The organism is Nonomuraea sp. NPDC049625, assembly GCF_040675285.1.
Lineage (GTDB): Bacteria > Actinomycetota > Actinomycetes > Streptosporangiales > Streptosporangiaceae > Nonomuraea > Nonomuraea angiospora_A.
Genome location: NZ_JBFAOQ010000009.1, coordinates 130,132 through 147,641 on the forward strand (window position 1 = coordinate 130,132; position 17,510 = coordinate 147,641).

The window sequence follows — 17,510 nt, forward strand, 5'->3', positions numbered from 1 at the left end:
CCACACCCGGCCGCGCCCATCCTCCGGCCGGAGGCGGATTTGTAAAGTGGCCTACATGACGCACGAACGCGCAGGACAGCCAGCCCAGCCCGCCGACCTCGTGGCCGTCGACAGGCTCGTGACCTCCTATTACGCGCTGCATCCCGATCCCGGCGACCCGGGGCAGCGGGTGGCGTTCGGCACGTCGGGGCACCGGGGGTCGTCGCTGAGGACGGCGTTCAACGAGGACCACATCCTGGCCACCACGCAGGCCATCTGCGAGTACCGGCGGATGCAGGGCACCGACGGGCCGCTGTTCCTCGGCGTCGACACGCACGCGCTGTCGGAGCCCGCGCGGGTGTCCGCGCTGGAGGTCCTGGTCGCCAACGGGGTCCAGGTGCTGATCGACTCCCGCGACGGCTACACGCCGACCCCGTCCGTCTCGCACGCCATCCTGCGGCACAACCACGGCCGCACCACCGGGCTCGCCGACGGCATCGTGATCACGCCGTCGCACAACCCGCCGGGCGACGGCGGGTTCAAGTACAACCCGCCGCACGGGGGTCCCGCCGACACCGACGCGACCACGTGGATCCAGGACCGCGCCAACCGGCTGCTGGCCGCCGGGCTGGAGAGCGTGCTGCGGGTCTCGTACACGAAGGCTCTGGAGGCGGCGGGGCGTTACGACTTCCTCGGGATGTACGTGGACGACCTGCCGTCCGTGGTGGACCTGGACGCGATCCGGGCGGGCGGGGTGCGCATCGGGGCCGATCCGCTGGGCGGGGCGAGCGTGGCGTACTGGGGGGAGATCGCGGAGCGGCACCGGCTCGACCTGACCGTGGTCAATCCGCTGGTGGATCCGACGTGGCGGTTCATGACGCTCGACTGGGACGGGAAGATCCGGATGGACTGCTCGTCGCCGTACGCGATGGCCTCTCTCATCGCCAATCGCGATAAGTACGACATTTCCACCGGAAACGATGCCGACGCAGACCGGCACGGCGTCGTCACCCCCGACGGCGGCCTGCTCAACCCCAACCACTACCTCGCCGTCGCCGTCTCCTACCTCTACACGCACCGCGACGGCTGGCCCACGGCCGCCGGGGTGGGCAAGACGATGGTCAGCAGCGGGATCATCGACCGGGTCGTGGAGTCCATGGGGCGGCGGCTGTACGAGGTGCCGGTCGGGTTCAAGTGGTTCGTCCCGGGCCTGCTGGACGGGTCGCTGGGGTTCGGGGGCGAGGAGAGCGCGGGAGCGTCGTTCCTGCGGCGCGACGGGTCCGTCTGGTCCACGGACAAGGACGGGATCATCCTGGCGCTGCTGGCCTCCGAGATCCAGGCCGTCACCGGCAAGTCGCCGAGCGCGCACTACCGGGGGCTGGTCGAGCGGTTCGGGGAGCCCGCGTACGCCCGGGTCGACGCCCCCGCCACGCGCGAGGAGAAGGCGGTGCTCGGAAGGCTCTCGGCCGCGCAGGTGAAGGCGTCGTCGCTGGCGGGCGAGCCGATCACCGCCGTCCAGACCACGGCGCCCGGCAACGGGGCCGAACTCGGCGGGGTCAAGGTCTCGACGGAGAGCGCCTGGTTCGCGGCGCGGCCGTCGGGGACGGAGGACGTCTACAAGATCTACGCCGAGTCCTTCCGCGGCCCCGACCACCTGGCCAAGGTGCAGGAGGAGGCCCGCTCGCTGGTCTCCGACGCCCTCGGCTGACCGCTCGGGTCAGTGTCCGGGCAGTTCGGCGTCCGGGCGGGGTCAGCGGCCGGGGGCCAGCTCGGGGGCGGTGTCGGTGGTCATTCCGGTACGGCCGAGGTCGGCGCGGCGTCCGGCGGCCACGCCGTCCCGGTAGCCCGTGCCGCTCGTCCTGGGCACGCTCACCCGGATGTCCGGATAGTGGGCGGACACCGCCCGTTCCACCTCGGCCCGGCGGTCGGCCAGGACGAGCTCGGCGCCCGTACTGGCCTGCTCCGCCTGTGCCTCGGCCACGCACAGCAGCCGGTACACCTCGTCCGTGAACCCCAGCAGCCACGACCGCCGGTACGCCCGCACGGCGGTCACGCCGTCGGGCACCCGCACCCGCGCCAGCCCGCTCGCCATCTGCAGCAGCAACGACGTGGCCAGCAGGTCGGCCCGCTCCAGATCGGCCGCGAACCCGAACACGTGCACCCGCTGCCCGCCCTCGCCCCGCCCGATGAGCAGGGGGCGGCAGCGCACGGCCTGCGCGACCAGGCTGACCAGCCGGGCCTTCTCCCTGGCCCAGGGGTTGGGCAGGGTGACGACCCGGTCGCCGGGCGTCTGCCGGGTGCCCGCCGGGGGGAGCGAGTCGATGCCGTGCTTGGCCATCAACGCCGACGCGGCCGCCATGAACGTCGCCCGCTCGTGCTCGTTGTCGGTGCGTTCGGCCTTGGCCAGGAGTTTCCTGACGCGCTCGAGCGTGCGCTCCCGCAACCGCGCTCCCCCTACAACTTGGTGGTCAGCACCCGCCCGTCGTCCGCGATGGCGGGGAAGGCACCCGTGTCGACGATGCCGTGCTGCTGGAACAGCGCCTCGATGAGGGCGTGCGCCTGCGGCTCGAGCTTCCACAGGGCACGATACTCGCGCGCCGTGGCCAGCGAGATGCCGATCTCGTGGGCGATGTCCACCGTACGCGGCACGATGCCCTTGGCGATCTGGCGGTCCCAGAACGCGCGGGCCTGGCGCATCAGCGCGGCCCGCTGGGCGGTGTCGACGACCTGCGGGGTGGTGTCGAGCACCTCGATGTCCTCGTCCTCCTCCTCGACGAGCTCGGCCAGCGCGGGCGGCAGCGCCGGGCGGGCGGGAACCGGCTGCTGCTCGGGCTCGGGCTCCCACGGCACGCGGGGGGCGGCGTCGATGAGGGCGGTGGTGTTGTAGAGGGCGGCGATCTGGGCCAGCAGCGCCTCCTGGCGGGCCTGGTTCACCGCCAGCCCGGTGTGCTCGACGGCCTGGTCCATGGCCTTGTCGAGCTTGGCCAGCGCCACGCGCATCTTGCGCTCGGAGGCCCCGTTGTCGCGCAGCGCCTTGGCCCGCTTGGCGGCCAGCGCGACCCTGGTCAGCCGGCGGTGGGCGTCGACCTCGCTCGCCGTACGGTCGCTGACCTCGGCCAGCCCGACCCGGACCAGAAGCCGCTCGGGCGTCAGACGCCAGTTGATGCGGCCGGTGCCACGGATGCGGTGCCGCTCGATGGCCATGCCGCGCTCCCAGAGCCAGGCGGCGACCAGCGGCGCGGCGAGCCTGAACACCGCCTCGGGCAGGCTGCGCGCGTCCATGCTGGACAGTACGGCGGTCAGGCAGGTCAGCGCCCACACGGCGATGCCGTCGATGCCGGCGGAGAAGTTCTCGCGCATGTTGCGGCGGGCCCGCACCGCGCTCGTGATGATCGCGACCTCGATGAACGCGAACAGCAGCAGCCGCAGCGGCCCGTCCAGGCCGAGCACGTCGCCGGAGAAGCGCCACATGCCCTGCGCGGACACGCCGGTGGCGATGGAGGCGGCGACGATGGTCAGCACGTCCTCGATGGGACGGGCGGCGACGTACCGGGAGACCAGCCAGGCGGTGGCCCGCCAGGCGATCCTCAGCACCAGGAACGCCAGCGCCAGCCCGGCCAGGCTCAGCAACGCGATGACGGCGGTGGCGAGCGGCTTCTCGGTGACGAAGGCTGCTATTTCCTCAAATGTCGGCATCTGTCACTATCCGTGGGGGCTCAAACTCCGGCTCTATGCGACGAGATCATCGCAGAATGTCGCCATCTTGTACGCCAAACGCCATCTGCCGCCCCATTTTGCCCCTGTTTCACTGCAGTTCCGACAACTTCCCCCACGCCCGGCCGGGCGTGTCGCCCGGGCGGGTTTCCCTCCGGGTGGCGCGGTCCAACGGCGCAACAACACGCGGAGCGTAACTACACCCCGCCCAAGCGCCCCGGAACGTCCCCGGACCGCACGCGGCGCGGGGACCGAAGGGGGCGCACGGGCGAGCGGCATATGGGCCAGAGCGCGACGGCGTATGGGCGAGTGACATGCGGGCCGGAGCGCAACGACGCACGGAGGCCGGAGAGCGCGCAACGGCGCTAGGGGCGAAGTGGCACACCGGACCGGAGCGGCGTTCCGACCGGGAGGTGGGGTGACGTTGGGGATAGAGGCGTGGAGTGGGGGTGGTCGTGGGGCGGGGGTGGGCGCACAATGGGCCGCGAGGAGGGGATTGTGAGCAAGCGATCACGCAGACGCCGCGCTCTTCCCAGCGGCGCACCCGCCTGGATGCCCGGATACGGGCCCGGCGAGCCGCACTGGCCCGGCGAGAGGGATTTCCCGTTCGACGACCCGTCGGAGGGTGGCGAGGGTGGGGTGCGCGAGCCGCGCAAGCCCAAGCCCGCTCCGCCGGCGTTGTCGGCCGAGGCCCCGTTGCCCGAGCAGCTCCTGTACGCCCGCGACCGGACCGAGCCCCCGCCCCGTGAGGTGACCGGGGTTCTGGCTGGTCAGGATGCGTAGGACGGTCCTGTGAGGGAGGCGGTGGGGGCCGCGAGGGGGAGGGGAAATTCGTCCTTTCGGAGGGCAACATCCGCCGCTCCGGGTGGGACCATCTACGGAGGGATTTATCCCAAGATGGCGTGATGTATCCCAGCAGGACGGATATCGATGTCAGACAATGAGTTCCCCCTCGTCCAGTTCATGCGCGAAGGCTTCGACCCCGTGGGCGAGCTCGGACGGATCCGGGCCGAGCATCCGGTCTTCCCCATGGAGATCCCCGGCAGCCAGACCGTCTACCTCGTCACCCGCTGGGAGGACGTACGCGGCGTCCTGAGCGACCACGAACGCTTCAGCAACGACTTCGCCGGGGTGATCGGCCTGGGCTCCAACCAGGAGGACCCGGGCGGCCTGGGCTTCCGCGACCCGCCCGAGCACACGCGGCTGCGCAAGTACCTGACGCCCGAGTTCACCATGCACCGCCTGCGCAGGCTGGAGCCGCGCATCGAGGCGATGGTCGAGGAGCACCTGGACCGCATCGAGGCCAAGGGCTCCCCCGTGGACCTGGTGGAGGAGTTCGCGCTGCCGATCCCGTCGCTGGTGGTGTGCGAACTGCTGGGCGTCCCGTACGAGGAACGCGCCGACTTCGTGAAGATCAGCAAGGACCGGTTCGACTTCACGGCCGGGCCGGAGGCGTCGCTGCAGGCGATCAACGACGCCATGGCCTATCTGACCGACCTGGTCGCCCGGGAGCGGCAGAATCCCGGCGAGGGGCTGCTCGGCCAGCTGCTGCGCCAGCACGGTGACGAGCTCGACGACCGTACGCTCGCCAGCATGGCCGACGGGCTGCTGACCGGCGGCCACGACACCAGCACCAGCATGCTCGCCCTCGGCACCCTGTGGCTGTTGCAGAACCCCGAGGAGGCCGCCAAGGTCCGCGAGGTCGACGGCTACATCAACGACGTCGTCGAAGAGCTGCTGCGCTACATGACGGTCGTGCAGGTGGCCTTCCCCCGGTTCGCCCGCGACGATCTGGAGCTGCACGGCGTACAGATCAAGAAGGGCGAGATGGTGCTCTGCTCGCTCACCGGCGCCAACCGCGACCCCGCCCTGGGCGAGGACATGGACCGGGTGCGGCCCGGCAGGGAGACGGCGGGCTCGCACATGGCGTTCGGCCACGGCATCCACCGCTGCATCGGCGCGCCGCTGGCGCAGATGGAGATGCGCATCGCCTTCCCCGCGCTGCTGCGCCGCTTCCCGGGGCTGCACGTCGCGGGCGAGGTGCCGTTCAGGGAACTCGCCATCGTGTACGGCGTCAAAGAGCTACCCGTCGCCTGGTAGAGCGGTTACGTTCGCAATGTGAACGAGCCTGTCATCGATCTGACCACGATCAGCGCCGTCCTGTTCGACACCGACGGCGTGGTCACCGACACTGCTCGGGGGCACGCGGCCGCCTGGAAGCACGTCTTCGACGCGTTTCTGCGCGGCCACTCGACACCGTTCGACATCCGGGACGACTATCTGCGTTACGTGGACGGCCGCCCGCGACTCGACGGCATCCGCACCTTCCTCGAGGCACGCGGCATCACGGTGCCCGAGGGTTCGCCCGACGACGAGCCCGGCGCGGCCACCGTGCACGGGCTCGGCCTGGCCAAGGACCAGATCTTCATGGCCCAGGTGGAGAAGTACGGGGTCGCCGCGTTCCCGTCCACGGTCTCGCTCCTGCACGAGCTGCGGCAGCGGGGCGCGCGTACGGCGGCCGTCTCCGCCAGCCTGCACGGTCGCAAGCTGGTCACGTCGGCCGGTGTGCTGCACCTGTTCGACCTGGTGGTGGACGGCAACGACGCGGCCTTGATGAACCTGCCAGGCAAGCCCGACCCCGCCCTCTTCCTGGAGGCGGCGCGCCGGCTGGCGCTGCCCGTTGTCAGGGCCGCGGTGGTGGACGCGGCGCTGCCCGGGGTGGAGGCGGGCGAGAAGGGCGGGTTCGGGCTGGTCGTCGCGGTGGCCAGGGACGGGGCCGAGGCGGCGGAGCTGCGCGCGGCGGGGGCCGAGGTCGTGGTGTCCGACCTGGGCGAGCTGGCGGTCCGCGGCCGGGTCCCGCCCACGATGGCGTGACCCAGGTCAGGTGATCCCACCCCGGATCCCTTCCCGAAGGCGTGATCCGGGCCGGGGGATCCCGTCCCGACGGCGTGAGCGCGGGTCGGTGGGAGCGGCTCTACCCTTGACGGCGTGACCGTTCTCATCGACCCGCCCAACTGGCCCGGGCCGCGCGGCCTGATGTGGTCGCATCTGGTCAGCGACCGCTCGCTGGAGGAGTTGCACGACTTCGCCTCGCGGCTGGGGGTGCCGGAGCGGGCCTTCGACCGGGACCACTACGACGTGCCGGAGACCGTGCATGCCAGGGCGGTGGAGCTGGGGGCCGAGGCGGTCACCTCGCGCGAGCTGCTCCTGCGGCTGATCGAGTCCGGCCTGCGCCGCCGCAAGCGCCGCTGACCCGGCTCCCGTCAACAGCCGCGAGCGCCACTGACCCGGCTCCCACGACGACCCGTCGCCAGTGCCGCAAGCGTCGCCGGCCGGGCCCCTGCTACGACACGTCGTGGCCTGGCGTGAGCGAGGCCAGCTCGCGTGTCATGTTCGACCGTGCCCGCTCCTCCCACAGCTCGCGGGCGCGTTCGGTCCGGTAGAGGCGCGGTACGGCCAGCAGGCGGCGCAGCACCTCGGCCCGTCCCGCCCTGAACAGGTCGTCGGGCACGTGGGCGTACTCCTGCCGGATCCGCCCCGCGTAGTCGTCGTATCCGGGCAGCCCGAGCACGGCCAGGTCGGCGTCGCACAGGACGGCGCCGTCGCGGTCCCCGTCGGCCAGCGTGTCGTGGGCGGCGGTGAGGCGTACCAGCCTGATCACTTCCGCGACCCGTGCGGCGGGCACCCCGCACCTCGGCAGCCTGGACTGCGCGAGCTGGGCGCTGCGCTCCTCGTCCAGGCCCGGCCGCCCGTCGTAGACGGCGTCGTGGAACCAGGCGGCCAGGCGCACGGCGGTCAGGTCGTCCGCCGTGGCCGCGAGCTGGGCGATCCCGGCGAGCACGGCGGCCAGGTGGTCGAGGGTGTGGTAGCGGCGGTGCGGCTCGGACCAGCGGGCGATCAGCTCGGCCCCCGTGGCGAGGGACGCGGGCGAGTCCCCCACGAGCACCGCCCAGTCCCCCGCGAGCACCGCCGGGTCCCCCTCCGGCACCGCCCGGTCCCGCCCAGAGGCCGCCGAGTCCCCGGTGGGAGCCGTCGAGTCGTCGATCACGGACTCACCGTACCTTTTGGTAACGTCCAAGACATCGACGGGAACGCGAAGGAACCCCGGCGCCTGCCCTGGTGGCGGGAGCTGCGGGCCGTCGTGCCTGGCCGCCCGCGGCTGTCCAGGGCGCGCCGGGTGGCCGACGCCGCCGACATCGCCGATCTCCGGCTGCTCGCCAGGAAACGCGCCCCGCACATGGTGTTCGACTACGTGGACGGCGCGGCCGAGGGCGAGCTGTCGATGGCCAGGGCGGTGGAGGCGTTCCGGCGGGTGGAGTTCAGCCCGCGGGTCCTGCGCGATGTGTCGCGGGCCCCGACCGCGGTCGAGATCCTGGGCAGGCGGGTCGCGATGCCGGTCGTGCTCGGGCCCACCGGGTTCACCCGGATGATGCACCGCGAGGGCGAGCGGGCCGTGGCCAGGGCGGCCGAGCGCGCGGGCGTCCCCTACACGCTGTCCACCATGGGCACCACGACGGCCGCCGATGTGGCCGCCGCCGCGCCCGGCGGGTGGAACTGGTTCCAGCTGTACGTGGTCCGCGACCGCGCGCGCAACCTGGAGACGCTCGCCCTGGCCCGCGAGGCGGGCATGGACGTGCTGGTCGTGACCGTCGACGTGCCGGTGGCGGGGGCGCGGCTGCGCGACGTGCGGCACGGCCTGACGGTCCCGCCGTCCCTGCGCTGGCGCAGCGCGCTGCAGGCGCTGCGGCACCCGGCGTGGTGGTTCGACTTCCTCACCAGCGAGCCGCTGAGGTTCGCCACCATCGAGGGCGCCCCCGACGACCTGCCCGGGCTCACCAACCTGATGTTCGACCCCTCGGTGACCATGGACGACCTGGAGTGGATCCGCTCGGCGTGGCAGGGACGGCTGCTGGTCAAGGGCGTGCAGCGGGTGGACGACGCCAAGGACCTGACCGCCCTCGGGGTGGACGGCCTGGTGGTGTCCAACCACGGCGGGCGGCAGCTCGACCGCGCCGCCACGCCGCTGGAGCTGCTGCCCCAGGTCGTGGCCGCCGTGGGTGATCGCACGGAGGTGTTCCTGGACGGAGGCGTCCGCAACGGGGCCGACGTCGCCGCCGCGGTCGCGCTCGGCGCGCGGGCCTGCTTCATCGGCCGGGCCTACCTGTACGGCCTGATGGCGGGCGGCGAGGCCGGGGTGCGGCGGGCGCTGGACCTGCTGCGCGCGGAGCTCGTACGCACCCTTCAGCTGCTCGGCGCCGGCGGGATCGACGGCCTCACCCCCGACATGGTGCACATCAGGGCTTGATCGAAGCCCTAGGCGATGGTGCTGACGGCCCCTTGGAACGCCGCCCCCTGGAAGAACGGCTCCAGCACCAGCGTCGCCGCGCCCAGCGCCACGGCGTCGGGGCCGAGCCGGCCCAGCACGATCGTCTCCGGCTGGAACGGCTGGGCCTGCGTGTTGGCCGCGGTCGCCGCCCTGATCTCCGCCAGCATCCGCCCGCCCAGCATGAGCCCCGCCCAGCCGCCGATGACGATGCGCTCGGGGTTGAACAGGTGGACCAGGCTCGACAGGCCTACGCCCAGCAGTTCGACGCTCTCGGCAATGACCGGGGAGCCCTCGTCGAGCAGCCGGGCCAGCGCGGCCTCCTCGTCGGCGGAGTCGGCCACGACGCCCCCGCGGTCGAGGATCGCCTCGGCCCCCAGGTACGCCTCCAGGCAGCCGCGCGCCCCGCACCGGCAGGCCCGCCCGCCCGCGACCAGCTTCAGGTGCCCGACCTCGCCGGCGGCCTTGCCCGCGCCCCGGTAGATCTGCCCGTCGGTCACGACCGTGCCGCCGACGCCCGAGCCCATCAGCACGATGATCGCGTCGCGGGTGCCCTTCCCCGACCCGAACCAGAGCTCGGCCTGCCCCATGGTCTTGGCGCCGTTGTCGACGAACAGCGGCAGCGACGTGCCCGCGCGTAGGAGCGCTCCCAACGGCACCGCCTCCCAGCCGAACGTCTTGGCCCGCACCAGCGCGTCCGGCCCCGGCTCGACGATGCCGGGCACGCCGACGCCGACACCGAGCACCCGTTCGGCCGGCACCTCGCTCTCGGCGATCACCGTGTCGACGCCGGCCAGGATGTGCCGGGCGACCAGTTCGGGGTCGTGCCGGGCCGAGCGGACCGCGTAGTGGGCCCTGGCGAGCTTGGTCATCTCCAGGTCGAACAGCTCGACGCTGACCTGCGTCTCCCCCACGTCCACGCCGACGGCGTACCCGTAGGCGGGGTTGACCCTGAGCACCACGCGGGGCCGGCCGCCGTCGGAGTCGACCTGGCCGGCCTCGACGACGACGTTCTCGGAGAGCAGGTCGCCGGTCATGGTGCTGACCGTGGCCGGGCTCAGCCCGGTCGCGGCCGACAGGTCGTTGCGGGTGGCCGGGCCGCCGAAGTAGAGCGCGCGCAGGAGCATCGCCCGGTTCCCCCTGCGAAGATCCCGTACGGTCCTGCGCCCTGACGTGCCCATCCTCGTCCCCCGCCTCTCCCGCGATCGCCTCGCCATGGTAGTTCACCAGCTGAAATCGCCATGAACCCGCTGTTACCGAAGCGTTTCCGGTCTGCTCCTGACTTTTTTCAAGGCTTAGATTATGGTCTGGCCATCCCCCCGATGAGGAGATGACTATGAGCCGAGGACTCGTGCGAGGCCCCATCGCGATGGCACTCGCGGCGGCGCTCGCGACCGGGCTGGCCGCCTGCGGCAGCGGCGGCGGCAGCGGCGACGCGGACAAGACGCTGACGTTCTGGATGTACCAGGACCGCACCCCGCAGGCCGGACAGGTCATCGAGAAGGTCCGCAAGGACTTCGAGAAGGCCAACCCCGGCGTCACGGTGAAGCTCGTCAAGATCCCCAAGGACGACTACAACACCAAGCTCGGCAGCGCCGTGGCCAGCAAGAGCGCGCCGGACGCGGGCATACTCGACCAGCCCCTGGTCTCCAAGTACGCCCTGGACGGCACGATCAAGGAGGCCCCCGCCGGCCTGATCGACGAGGCCGGCTTCTACAAGGGCGCGCTCGACACCAACCGCGCGAACGGCAAGCTCTACGGCCTCCCGCAGGACCAGACCACGGTCGCGCTCTTCTACAACAAGAAGCTGGTCCCGACCCCGCCCAAGACCTGGGACGAGCTGAAGCAGACCGCCGCCCGGGTGCACGCCGCCGACGCCAAGGTGGCCGGCATGAACGTCCCCAAGGGCGACGGGTACGGCGCCTGGATCCTCCCCGGCGTCGTGCACGGCGCGGGCGGCCAGATGGTGGACGACGCGGGCAAGAAGGTGCTGTTCGACCAGCCGCCCGCGGTGGAGGCGCTGCAGCTCTGGGTGGACCTGGTGAAGTCGTCGCCGCGCCAGATCACCGACTCGGACAAACCCTTCGAGAACGGCCTGGCCGCCATGACGATCTCCGGACCCTGGGACGTGCCGACGATCCACGAGCAGTTCCCCGACCTCGACTTCGGCGTGGCGCCGCTGCCGTACAAGACCGAGCCGGCCGGCAACATCGGCGGCGAGGACTCCGTCGTCTTCTCCTCCAGCAAGAACGCCGACCTGGCGTGGAAGTGGCTGGCCTTCCTGGCGAACGAGACCAACAACGGCGCGGTCGCGGACGCGTTCGGCGGCTTCCCCGTCAACCTCAAGGCGCAGGTGGTCGCGGGCGGCCCCGAGCAGGCGGCCTTCCTCGAGCAGCTCAAGGTGGCGCACGCCCGGCCCGCGGTGCCGCAGTGGATCCAGGTCAACGACGAGATCATCGCCCCGGCGATCGAGTCGGCGCTGACCGGCAAGGTCACCGCGCAGCAGGCCCTGACCGACGCGGCGGGCAAGACGCGCTCCCTGCTCGGCTGGAACGGCTGACGTGGCGGCACCCGCACTGGCGGAAGCGCAGGTGGCGACCAGATCGCGGCGGCGGCCGTCGGCCCGCCGCCGCGACCGGCTCATCGGCTGGCTCCTGGTCACCCCCGCGCTCGCCTATTTCCTGATCTTCCTGCTTTATCCGGCACTGTCGGCGCTCTACTACAGCTTCACGGACTGGAACCTGCGCTCCGACGCCGCCTGGGTGGGCCTGGCGAACTACGCCGACCTGCTCTTCGACGACGTGAAATTCCCGCACTTCTGGAAGTCGGTCGGCGTCACGCTGCAGTACACGCTCATCGCCGTCCCGCTGACCCTGGTCTCCGCGCTGGCGCAGGCGCTGCTGCTGAACGCGATCCGGCGCGGGGCGAACCTGTTCAGGCTGCTGCTGTTCCTGCCGGTCGTCACGGCCGAGGCGGCGGTCGGCGCGATCTGGCGCTGGCTCTACGACCCCCAGTACGGCCTGATCAACGCGGTGCTCGGCCTGTTCGGCATCCCGGGGCAGAACTGGCTCAACACCCCCGAGCTGGTCATCCCGGCGCTGGCGTTCATCGCGGCCTGGCAGTGCGGCATCTCGATGATCATCTATCTGGCCGGTCTGAAGGGCATCCCCGGCGCGATCACGGAGGCCGCGGTCATCGACGGGGCCGGCCCCTGGCAGCGGTTCTGGCGGGTGACCTTCCCGATGCTCCGGCCCACCACGTTCTACCTGCTGGTGACGGGGGTGATCGCGGCGCTGCAGGTGTTCGGCCTGGTGTACGTGATCTTCTCCGGCAACGGGCGCAGCGTCACCGGCGGCCCCGAGCAGTCGGGCCTGACGTACGTGCTCCACCTCTACCTGTTCGCCTTCCGCTACGACGCCATGGGGGCGGCCTGCGCGATGTCGTTCATCCTGCTCGTCTTCATCATGATCGTGACCGCGCTGCAGTTCAGGTTCGTCAAGCAGGAGGCGGCATGAGGAAGGCCCCCTTTTACGTGGCGCTGGTGCTGCTGGCGGCCGTGTCGGTGGTGCCGTTCCTGTGGATGCTGGCCACCTCGGTCAAGCACGGGCAGGACATCTACAGCAAGGTGCCCAACCTGCTGCCGCTCGACAAGAAGACCGGCGAGTGGGCGGCGACGCTGGACAACTACGACTACGTGCTGGACGTCGGCGGGCTCGGGAACGCGTTCGTCAACAGCGTCTGGGTGTGCGCGATCCTGGTGCCGGCCAAGCTGCTGGTGGACGCGCTGGCCGCGTACGCGTTCGCGCGGATCCCGTTCCCGGGCCGCGACCGGCTGTTCGTGATCATGCTGGGCGGCATGATGGTGCCCGCGATCACGCTGCTGGTGCCGCGCATCCACGTCACGCAGGCGCTCGGCATGTTCGACTCCGGATGGGGGCTCATCGTCCCGAACATCGCCTCCGTCCTGGACATCTTCCTGCTGCGGCAGTTCTTCCTGTCGATCCCGGCCGAGCTGGAGGAGGCCGCGCTCATCGACGGCGCGGGCCGCATGCAGATCTTCTGGCGGATCGTGCTGCCGCTGTCGAAGCCGGTGCTGGCGGTCGTGACCATCACCAGCTTCCTGTTCCACTGGAACGACCTGGTCTGGCCGCTGGTCGTCACCAACGACCCCGAGCTGTACACGCTGCCGCTGGCGTTGCAGCAGCTCGTCGCCAGCCCCGACGGCGGGCGGGCGTACTACATCATGGCCGGCGCCACGCTCGCCGTCCTGCCGGTGATCGCCGTGCTGATCGTCTTCCAGCGCCGCATCCTGCAGGGCATCGCGTTCACCGGTCTCAAAGCCTGAGGAGGAAGAGAGTGCTCATCGACGGCCGGGTGCTGGTCACCGCCGACTACCCCTACTACCGCGACGACCCGGCCGTCTGGGCCGACCGGCTGCGGGCCGTGCGGGACGAGCTCGGGATCGAGGTGGTCACCTGCTACCTGCCCTGGCGGCACCACCAGCCGGAGCCGGGCCTGGCCCCCGACTTCACCGGGGCCACCCACCCGGCCAGGGACGTCGTCGGCTTCCTCGCGCTCTGCGCCGAGCTGGGGCTGCGGGTGATCGCCAAGCCGGGCCCGTTCATCCATGCCGAGGTGGGCTACGGCGGGCTGCCCGACTGGGTCGACCCGGACGCCGACCCGTCGATCGAGCCGCTGCTCGACGCCGAGGGGAAGCCGTCCCTCTGGTCGGACGGCTCCGTCTCCCGGCCGCTGCCCGCGCCGCTCGGCGCCGCGTTCCTGACCAGGGCCACGCAGTGGCTGTCGGCCGTGGGCAAGGAGGTGCTGGCCGGCGCGGCTCCGGTGATCGCGCTGCAGATCGCGAACGAGGGCATCTACACCAGCGGGGCGCTGCCGCTGACCGCCTACGACTACAGCCCGTCGGGGCTGGCGTTCTACCGGGACCGGCTGCGGTCCTGGTACGGGACGCCGGAGGCGTACAACGCGGCGCACGCGACGGCGCACGCGGACTGGGCCGAGGTCGAGCCGCCGCCCAGGGCCGGCGGGCTGCTCGCGCGGGCCGACTGGGGCCGCTTCCACGCCGAATACCTGGCCGAGGTCTACCGCGTCTGGGCCCAGGCCGTCGGCTCCGGCCTGCCCGTCTTCGTGAACCTGAACCCGCCGACCGTCCCCGAGCTGGACGACTGGCTGGCCAGGGTCAGGCCGCGGCTGTGGGGCGGCATCTCGTACGGCTTCACCAACTGGATGGGCGTGGTGTCGGCCGACCGCGACGCCCAGGCCCGCTACGTGATCGCCGCCAAGCTCGCCCCCGGCCCGAACCTGGAGGAGAACTGGGGCTTCTCCCGCCTCTACGACCCCGCCTACATCGACGGCGCGACCAGCTTCCACCAGTCGCTGCTGGCCATGGCGGCGGGCGCGACCGGGTTCAACGTCTACACCGGGGTCTCCACCTCGGGCTGGGCGCCGGAGCTCGACGCGGCGCACGAAGGGCCGTACCCGGACTGCGCGCCGATCGACGCCGACGGCTCTCCCACCGGCAAGGCTCCGGTGGTGCGGGCGCTGGCGGACTTCTTCGCCGCGCACGGAGCGGAGTTCCTGGAGTGCGCGGGCACGGCGCGCGACGCGTTCGGCCTCTACCTGCCGTACGCCGGGATCGCGGCACTTTCGGGTGCCGATGGACCGGTTTGCGGACGGGCGCTGCGGGCCTTCCACGAGCGGATGCGCGAGCGCGGCCTGGACTACGCGCTGGTCGACCTGGAGGACACGACGGCCGGGGAGCTGGGCGCGTACCGGTCCGTGACCGTGCCCGGCGGCCCGTTCATGCACCGGAGCGTGCAGCGGCTGCTCGCCGACTACGCCGCCGCCGGCGGCCGGGTGCTGGTGGACGGGCCCGTCCCCGAACTGGACGAGAACCTCGCGCCGTGCGCCCTGCTCACGCCGTCCGCGCCGCCCCCGGACGTGGACGCGGGCGAAGACGGCTCCCTCGTCCTGTACGGCACCGCCGACGCCTTCCTGCGCAGCCATCCGGACCGGGACGTCCACTACCTGATCGTGCTCGTCCAGGCCGGCAACCGGGGCCCGATCGGGGTCCGGACGCCGTACGGGACCGTCGAGATCGCCGCCGCGGACGGCGGCGCGGCCGTGCTGCGGCTGACCGGCGGCGGGCTGGGCGATCTGGTGGTGAAGGGCGTCAACGGCTACCTGTCGTCCGCGGTCGCGGCGCGCGTGTCCCTCAACGGCGAGAGCGTCGTCACGGCGGGCCCCGGCGACCTGATCATGATCGCCGGAGTCTGACCAATGCCCGGCATTTATTGACAGAACGGACAGGTATTTCGCCGCCTCGGCTGCCGCTCTGCTCCTTCACACGGGGACGACGTTCCCACCGGAAAGGAGAACGGAATGGCAACCGGAGAATTCCAGGTGATGAAAGTACCGGCCGAGCAACTCGCCGGCGTTCTCCACGGCCAGGTTGTCGATCCCGGCGCGCAACCCACGAACGTCGTGCACCGTAACGAGGGCTGGACCGTGGACGTGAGCTGGGAGGTCGCCGGCGAGCTCATCGACTGGCTGGCGGGCCGCTGGAACTTGGAGATCATCGCCGACCTGCTGGGCGGCGGTGAGACCAGGCACCCCTCACCCCCTGTCGAACTGACCTTCACGCCTGGCTCGGGCAGATACACCGCCTCCGTCCCGATGCGGGGTCAGCTCTCCCCCGGCACGTATGACCTGGTGGTCAACCTCACCACCACGACCGCCGCCGGCACCGCGGGGGCGCTCGGCGGGTTCGTGGTGATCAGCAAGATTGTGGTCAAGGAATGAGGGCCGCCGTCCCGGGCGGCCCGCCCGGGACGGCCGTGGACGGAGCCGCCATGTCTCTGGTGCTCAACCCCGTGTGGTGGGATCAAGGCCGGCCTGGTCCCGTGGCGATGGGCGCGCTCATCGCCACCGACCGCCTGCTGTCCTACGTGACGAACGAGGAGACGGTCTTCACCCTGGCCCGCGCCGACATCCGGGCGAGCTGGCGGCCCCTGCGCGTCGACCTCACCTGCGCCGGCCGCCGCTTCCGGCTGCGCTTCCTGCCGCCGGGGGCCTTGATGCGGCCGACCGGCGTCCTGCAAGCCCGCCGTAAGTCACGCGCCCTACGCTCCTGGCTGGCGGCCACGGGGGAAAGACCGGCCGCCTGACGTATCTGACGCCGCTGGAGACGCTCTTATCTCCTCGAGGCGAACTAACGGGAGACCCCATGTCCGACACTCCGATGACCGCGGACGACGTGCTGCGCATCGCCGCTTACAAGGACCGGAGCCCGGCACTCGAAGCGATGGTCATCGCCTACAGCTACCACCGCGTCGCCGGGGACCTCGCCCAGCACCTGGGCAAGGACGCGAACAACTGGTACTGCTACGCCACCTGGACGTCCAAGGCCGTCGGAGAGAGCCTCGACCTCAGCCCCGACTCCCCGTTCATCCTGGACTTCGGTCGCAAGATGCGGGTGCCCCACCGGTTCAGGAGGGTGTTCAGGGCCGTCCTGCTCACCCTGCTCGGGCCCAGCTACCAGCTCGGGCTCGCGCTCGCCAACCGGGCCATCTTCCTGGAGACCGCCAGCCTCGCGGTCAACCTGTGGAACGATTCGCCCGACCGTTTCCTCAGGGTCAGCCCGGAGTCGGATCTGACGCCGAGCCCGCCGGCGTTCCTGACGGACCTGCTGGCCGAGGCCGACCCCCGCTACCTGAAGGACGCCGCGCAGCTCCTGGTCGAGGCCAAGCAGACCGCCGACCCCGAGGCCCGCGCCGAGCTGATGTTCGGCGCCTGCGTGGCGCTGTCCGCCTACGAGCAGGCCCGCGCGCAGAAGGCCCTCGAGCTGGTGCTCTACCGGCCGGTGCGGTGGCTGACGCGGGTGTCGTGGCGGTCGCTGCGCTCGCTGGTGACCCGGCGCCGATTCCCGAGGTTCCGCCTGTACGCCGCGCGGCACGAGGACCAGCCGTGGCTGACGCGCTGGCTGGAGGGGAAGTGGTCCTCGCTCTACACCCGCCACCTGTTCGCCGTGCAGACGCCGCTCAGCGACATCAAGGTGGGCCGGGCGCTGACCGCGCCGGAGGGCGTGGACATGGAGCGGGTCTGGGCGCCGATCCAGAACGAGAAGGTCCGCAAGCTGGCCGAGGAGTTCATCACGGCCGACCAGGAGGCGTCCACGGCCGGGGTGGCCGACTGGGTGTCCTACCGCGACCGCATGCGCTTCATCGTCAGCTACTTCCGCGTCTACCAGCACGTGGGCGCCCTCTACGACCTGCCCTTCGCCAAGGACGTCGCCGACGGCCTCGCCCGGGAGATGGAGCACGGGCTGGTGCCGCAGGCCGTCAACATGATGCTCGCCCGGGGCGGGCGCAAGGTCTACGAGTATCCGGCGGAGAGCGACCCGGACGCGTTCGAGATGGCGCACTTCGACTTCGAGCCGTTCCTGGAGGCGATCCAGCTCGACCCGTCGGCGAAGTGA

The 17,510-nt window shown here is 71.6% G+C and carries 17 protein-coding genes; 13 read left to right on the forward strand and 4 right to left on the reverse strand.

The features are described from left to right. The first annotated feature begins 55 nt into the window (after positions 1-55). Positions 56-1,687: a phosphoglucomutase (alpha-D-glucose-1,6-bisphosphate-dependent) gene (gene pgm, locus AB0J87_RS35040; RefSeq protein ID WP_363972147.1), complete on the forward strand. Its 1,632-nt coding sequence runs from the start codon at positions 56-58 to the stop codon at positions 1,685-1,687. A 42-nt stretch (positions 1,688-1,729) separates the two neighbouring features. On the opposite strand, the gene AB0J87_RS35045 is transcribed toward pgm, so the two are convergent. Continuing rightward, positions 1,730-2,422 (reverse strand): DUF2786 domain-containing protein, encoded by a 693-nt coding sequence (locus tag AB0J87_RS35045; protein ID WP_363972149.1) that lies wholly within the window; start codon positions 2,420-2,422, stop codon positions 1,730-1,732. Positions 2,423-2,433: 11 nt separating this feature from the next. Then, positions 2,434-3,675 (reverse strand): hypothetical protein, encoded by a 1,242-nt coding sequence (locus tag AB0J87_RS35050; RefSeq protein WP_350727149.1) that lies wholly within the window; start codon positions 3,673-3,675, stop codon positions 2,434-2,436. Between the two features lie 516 nt (positions 3,676-4,191). Here AB0J87_RS35050 and AB0J87_RS35055 point away from each other — a divergent pair. From AB0J87_RS35055 to AB0J87_RS35070, 4 genes are all read left to right on the forward strand, one after another. Then, entirely contained in the window at positions 4,192-4,476 is a 285-nt protein-coding gene (locus AB0J87_RS35055; RefSeq protein WP_363972151.1) for a hypothetical protein, read from the forward strand. Positions 4,477-4,623: 147 nt separating this feature from the next. After that, positions 4,624-5,793, forward strand: a complete 1,170-nt coding sequence (locus AB0J87_RS35060; RefSeq protein ID WP_363972153.1) for a cytochrome P450 — start codon at positions 4,624-4,626, stop codon at positions 5,791-5,793. An 18-nt stretch (positions 5,794-5,811) separates the two neighbouring features. Further along, complete coding sequence (locus tag AB0J87_RS35065; RefSeq protein WP_363972155.1) at positions 5,812-6,567, forward strand: HAD family hydrolase; 756 nt, start codon at positions 5,812-5,814, stop codon at positions 6,565-6,567. A gap of 114 nt (positions 6,568-6,681) precedes the next feature. After that, positions 6,682-6,945 (forward strand): DUF4031 domain-containing protein, encoded by a 264-nt coding sequence (locus AB0J87_RS35070; RefSeq protein ID WP_350727145.1) that lies wholly within the window; start codon positions 6,682-6,684, stop codon positions 6,943-6,945. Between the two features lie 91 nt (positions 6,946-7,036). Here AB0J87_RS35070 and AB0J87_RS35075 read toward each other — a convergent pair whose 3' ends face one another. Then, positions 7,037-7,741: a metal-dependent phosphohydrolase gene (locus AB0J87_RS35075; RefSeq protein ID WP_363972157.1), complete on the reverse strand. Its 705-nt coding sequence runs from the start codon at positions 7,739-7,741 to the stop codon at positions 7,037-7,039. A gap of 93 nt (positions 7,742-7,834) precedes the next feature. Between AB0J87_RS35075 and AB0J87_RS35080 the strand changes: the two genes are divergently transcribed. Further along, on the forward strand, positions 7,835-8,998 hold the full coding sequence (locus tag AB0J87_RS35080; RefSeq protein ID WP_363972158.1) for an alpha-hydroxy acid oxidase: 1,164 nt from the start codon (positions 7,835-7,837) through the stop codon (positions 8,996-8,998). 8 nt (positions 8,999-9,006) lie between these two features. Here the strand turns inward: AB0J87_RS35080 and AB0J87_RS35085 are convergent, their stop codons facing one another. Beyond that, the gene (locus AB0J87_RS35085; RefSeq protein WP_363972160.1) at positions 9,007-10,143 is read right to left on the reverse strand and encodes an ROK family protein; all 1,137 of its coding nucleotides are present in this window, start codon (positions 10,141-10,143) and stop codon (positions 9,007-9,009) included. A gap of 209 nt (positions 10,144-10,352) precedes the next feature. Between AB0J87_RS35085 and AB0J87_RS35090 the strand changes: the two genes are divergently transcribed. From AB0J87_RS35090 to AB0J87_RS35120, 7 genes are all read left to right on the forward strand, one after another. After that, positions 10,353-11,576: an ABC transporter substrate-binding protein gene (locus tag AB0J87_RS35090; protein WP_363972162.1), complete on the forward strand. Its 1,224-nt coding sequence runs from the start codon at positions 10,353-10,355 to the stop codon at positions 11,574-11,576. Between the two features lie 31 nt (positions 11,577-11,607). After that, on the forward strand, positions 11,608-12,531 hold the full coding sequence (locus AB0J87_RS35095) for a sugar ABC transporter permease (protein ID WP_363972164.1): 924 nt from the start codon (positions 11,608-11,610) through the stop codon (positions 12,529-12,531). Further along, positions 12,528-13,361, forward strand: a complete 834-nt coding sequence (locus AB0J87_RS35100; protein ID WP_350727139.1) for a carbohydrate ABC transporter permease — start codon at positions 12,528-12,530, stop codon at positions 13,359-13,361. Before AB0J87_RS35095 ends, AB0J87_RS35100 begins: the two co-directional genes overlap by 4 nt. A gap of 11 nt (positions 13,362-13,372) precedes the next feature. Then, on the forward strand, positions 13,373-15,310 hold the full coding sequence (locus AB0J87_RS35105) for a beta-galactosidase (protein ID WP_363972165.1): 1,938 nt from the start codon (positions 13,373-13,375) through the stop codon (positions 15,308-15,310). Positions 15,311-15,415: 105 nt separating this feature from the next. After that, a complete protein-coding gene (locus AB0J87_RS35110) occupies positions 15,416-15,835 on the forward strand; it encodes a hypothetical protein (RefSeq protein ID WP_192785862.1) in 420 nt (139 codons plus the stop codon). Between the two features lie 50 nt (positions 15,836-15,885). Next, entirely contained in the window at positions 15,886-16,200 is a 315-nt protein-coding gene (locus AB0J87_RS35115) for a hypothetical protein (protein ID WP_363972168.1), read from the forward strand. Between the two features lie 59 nt (positions 16,201-16,259). Further along, the gene (locus AB0J87_RS35120) at positions 16,260-17,510 is read left to right on the forward strand and encodes a hypothetical protein (protein ID WP_363972169.1); all 1,251 of its coding nucleotides are present in this window, start codon (positions 16,260-16,262) and stop codon (positions 17,508-17,510) included.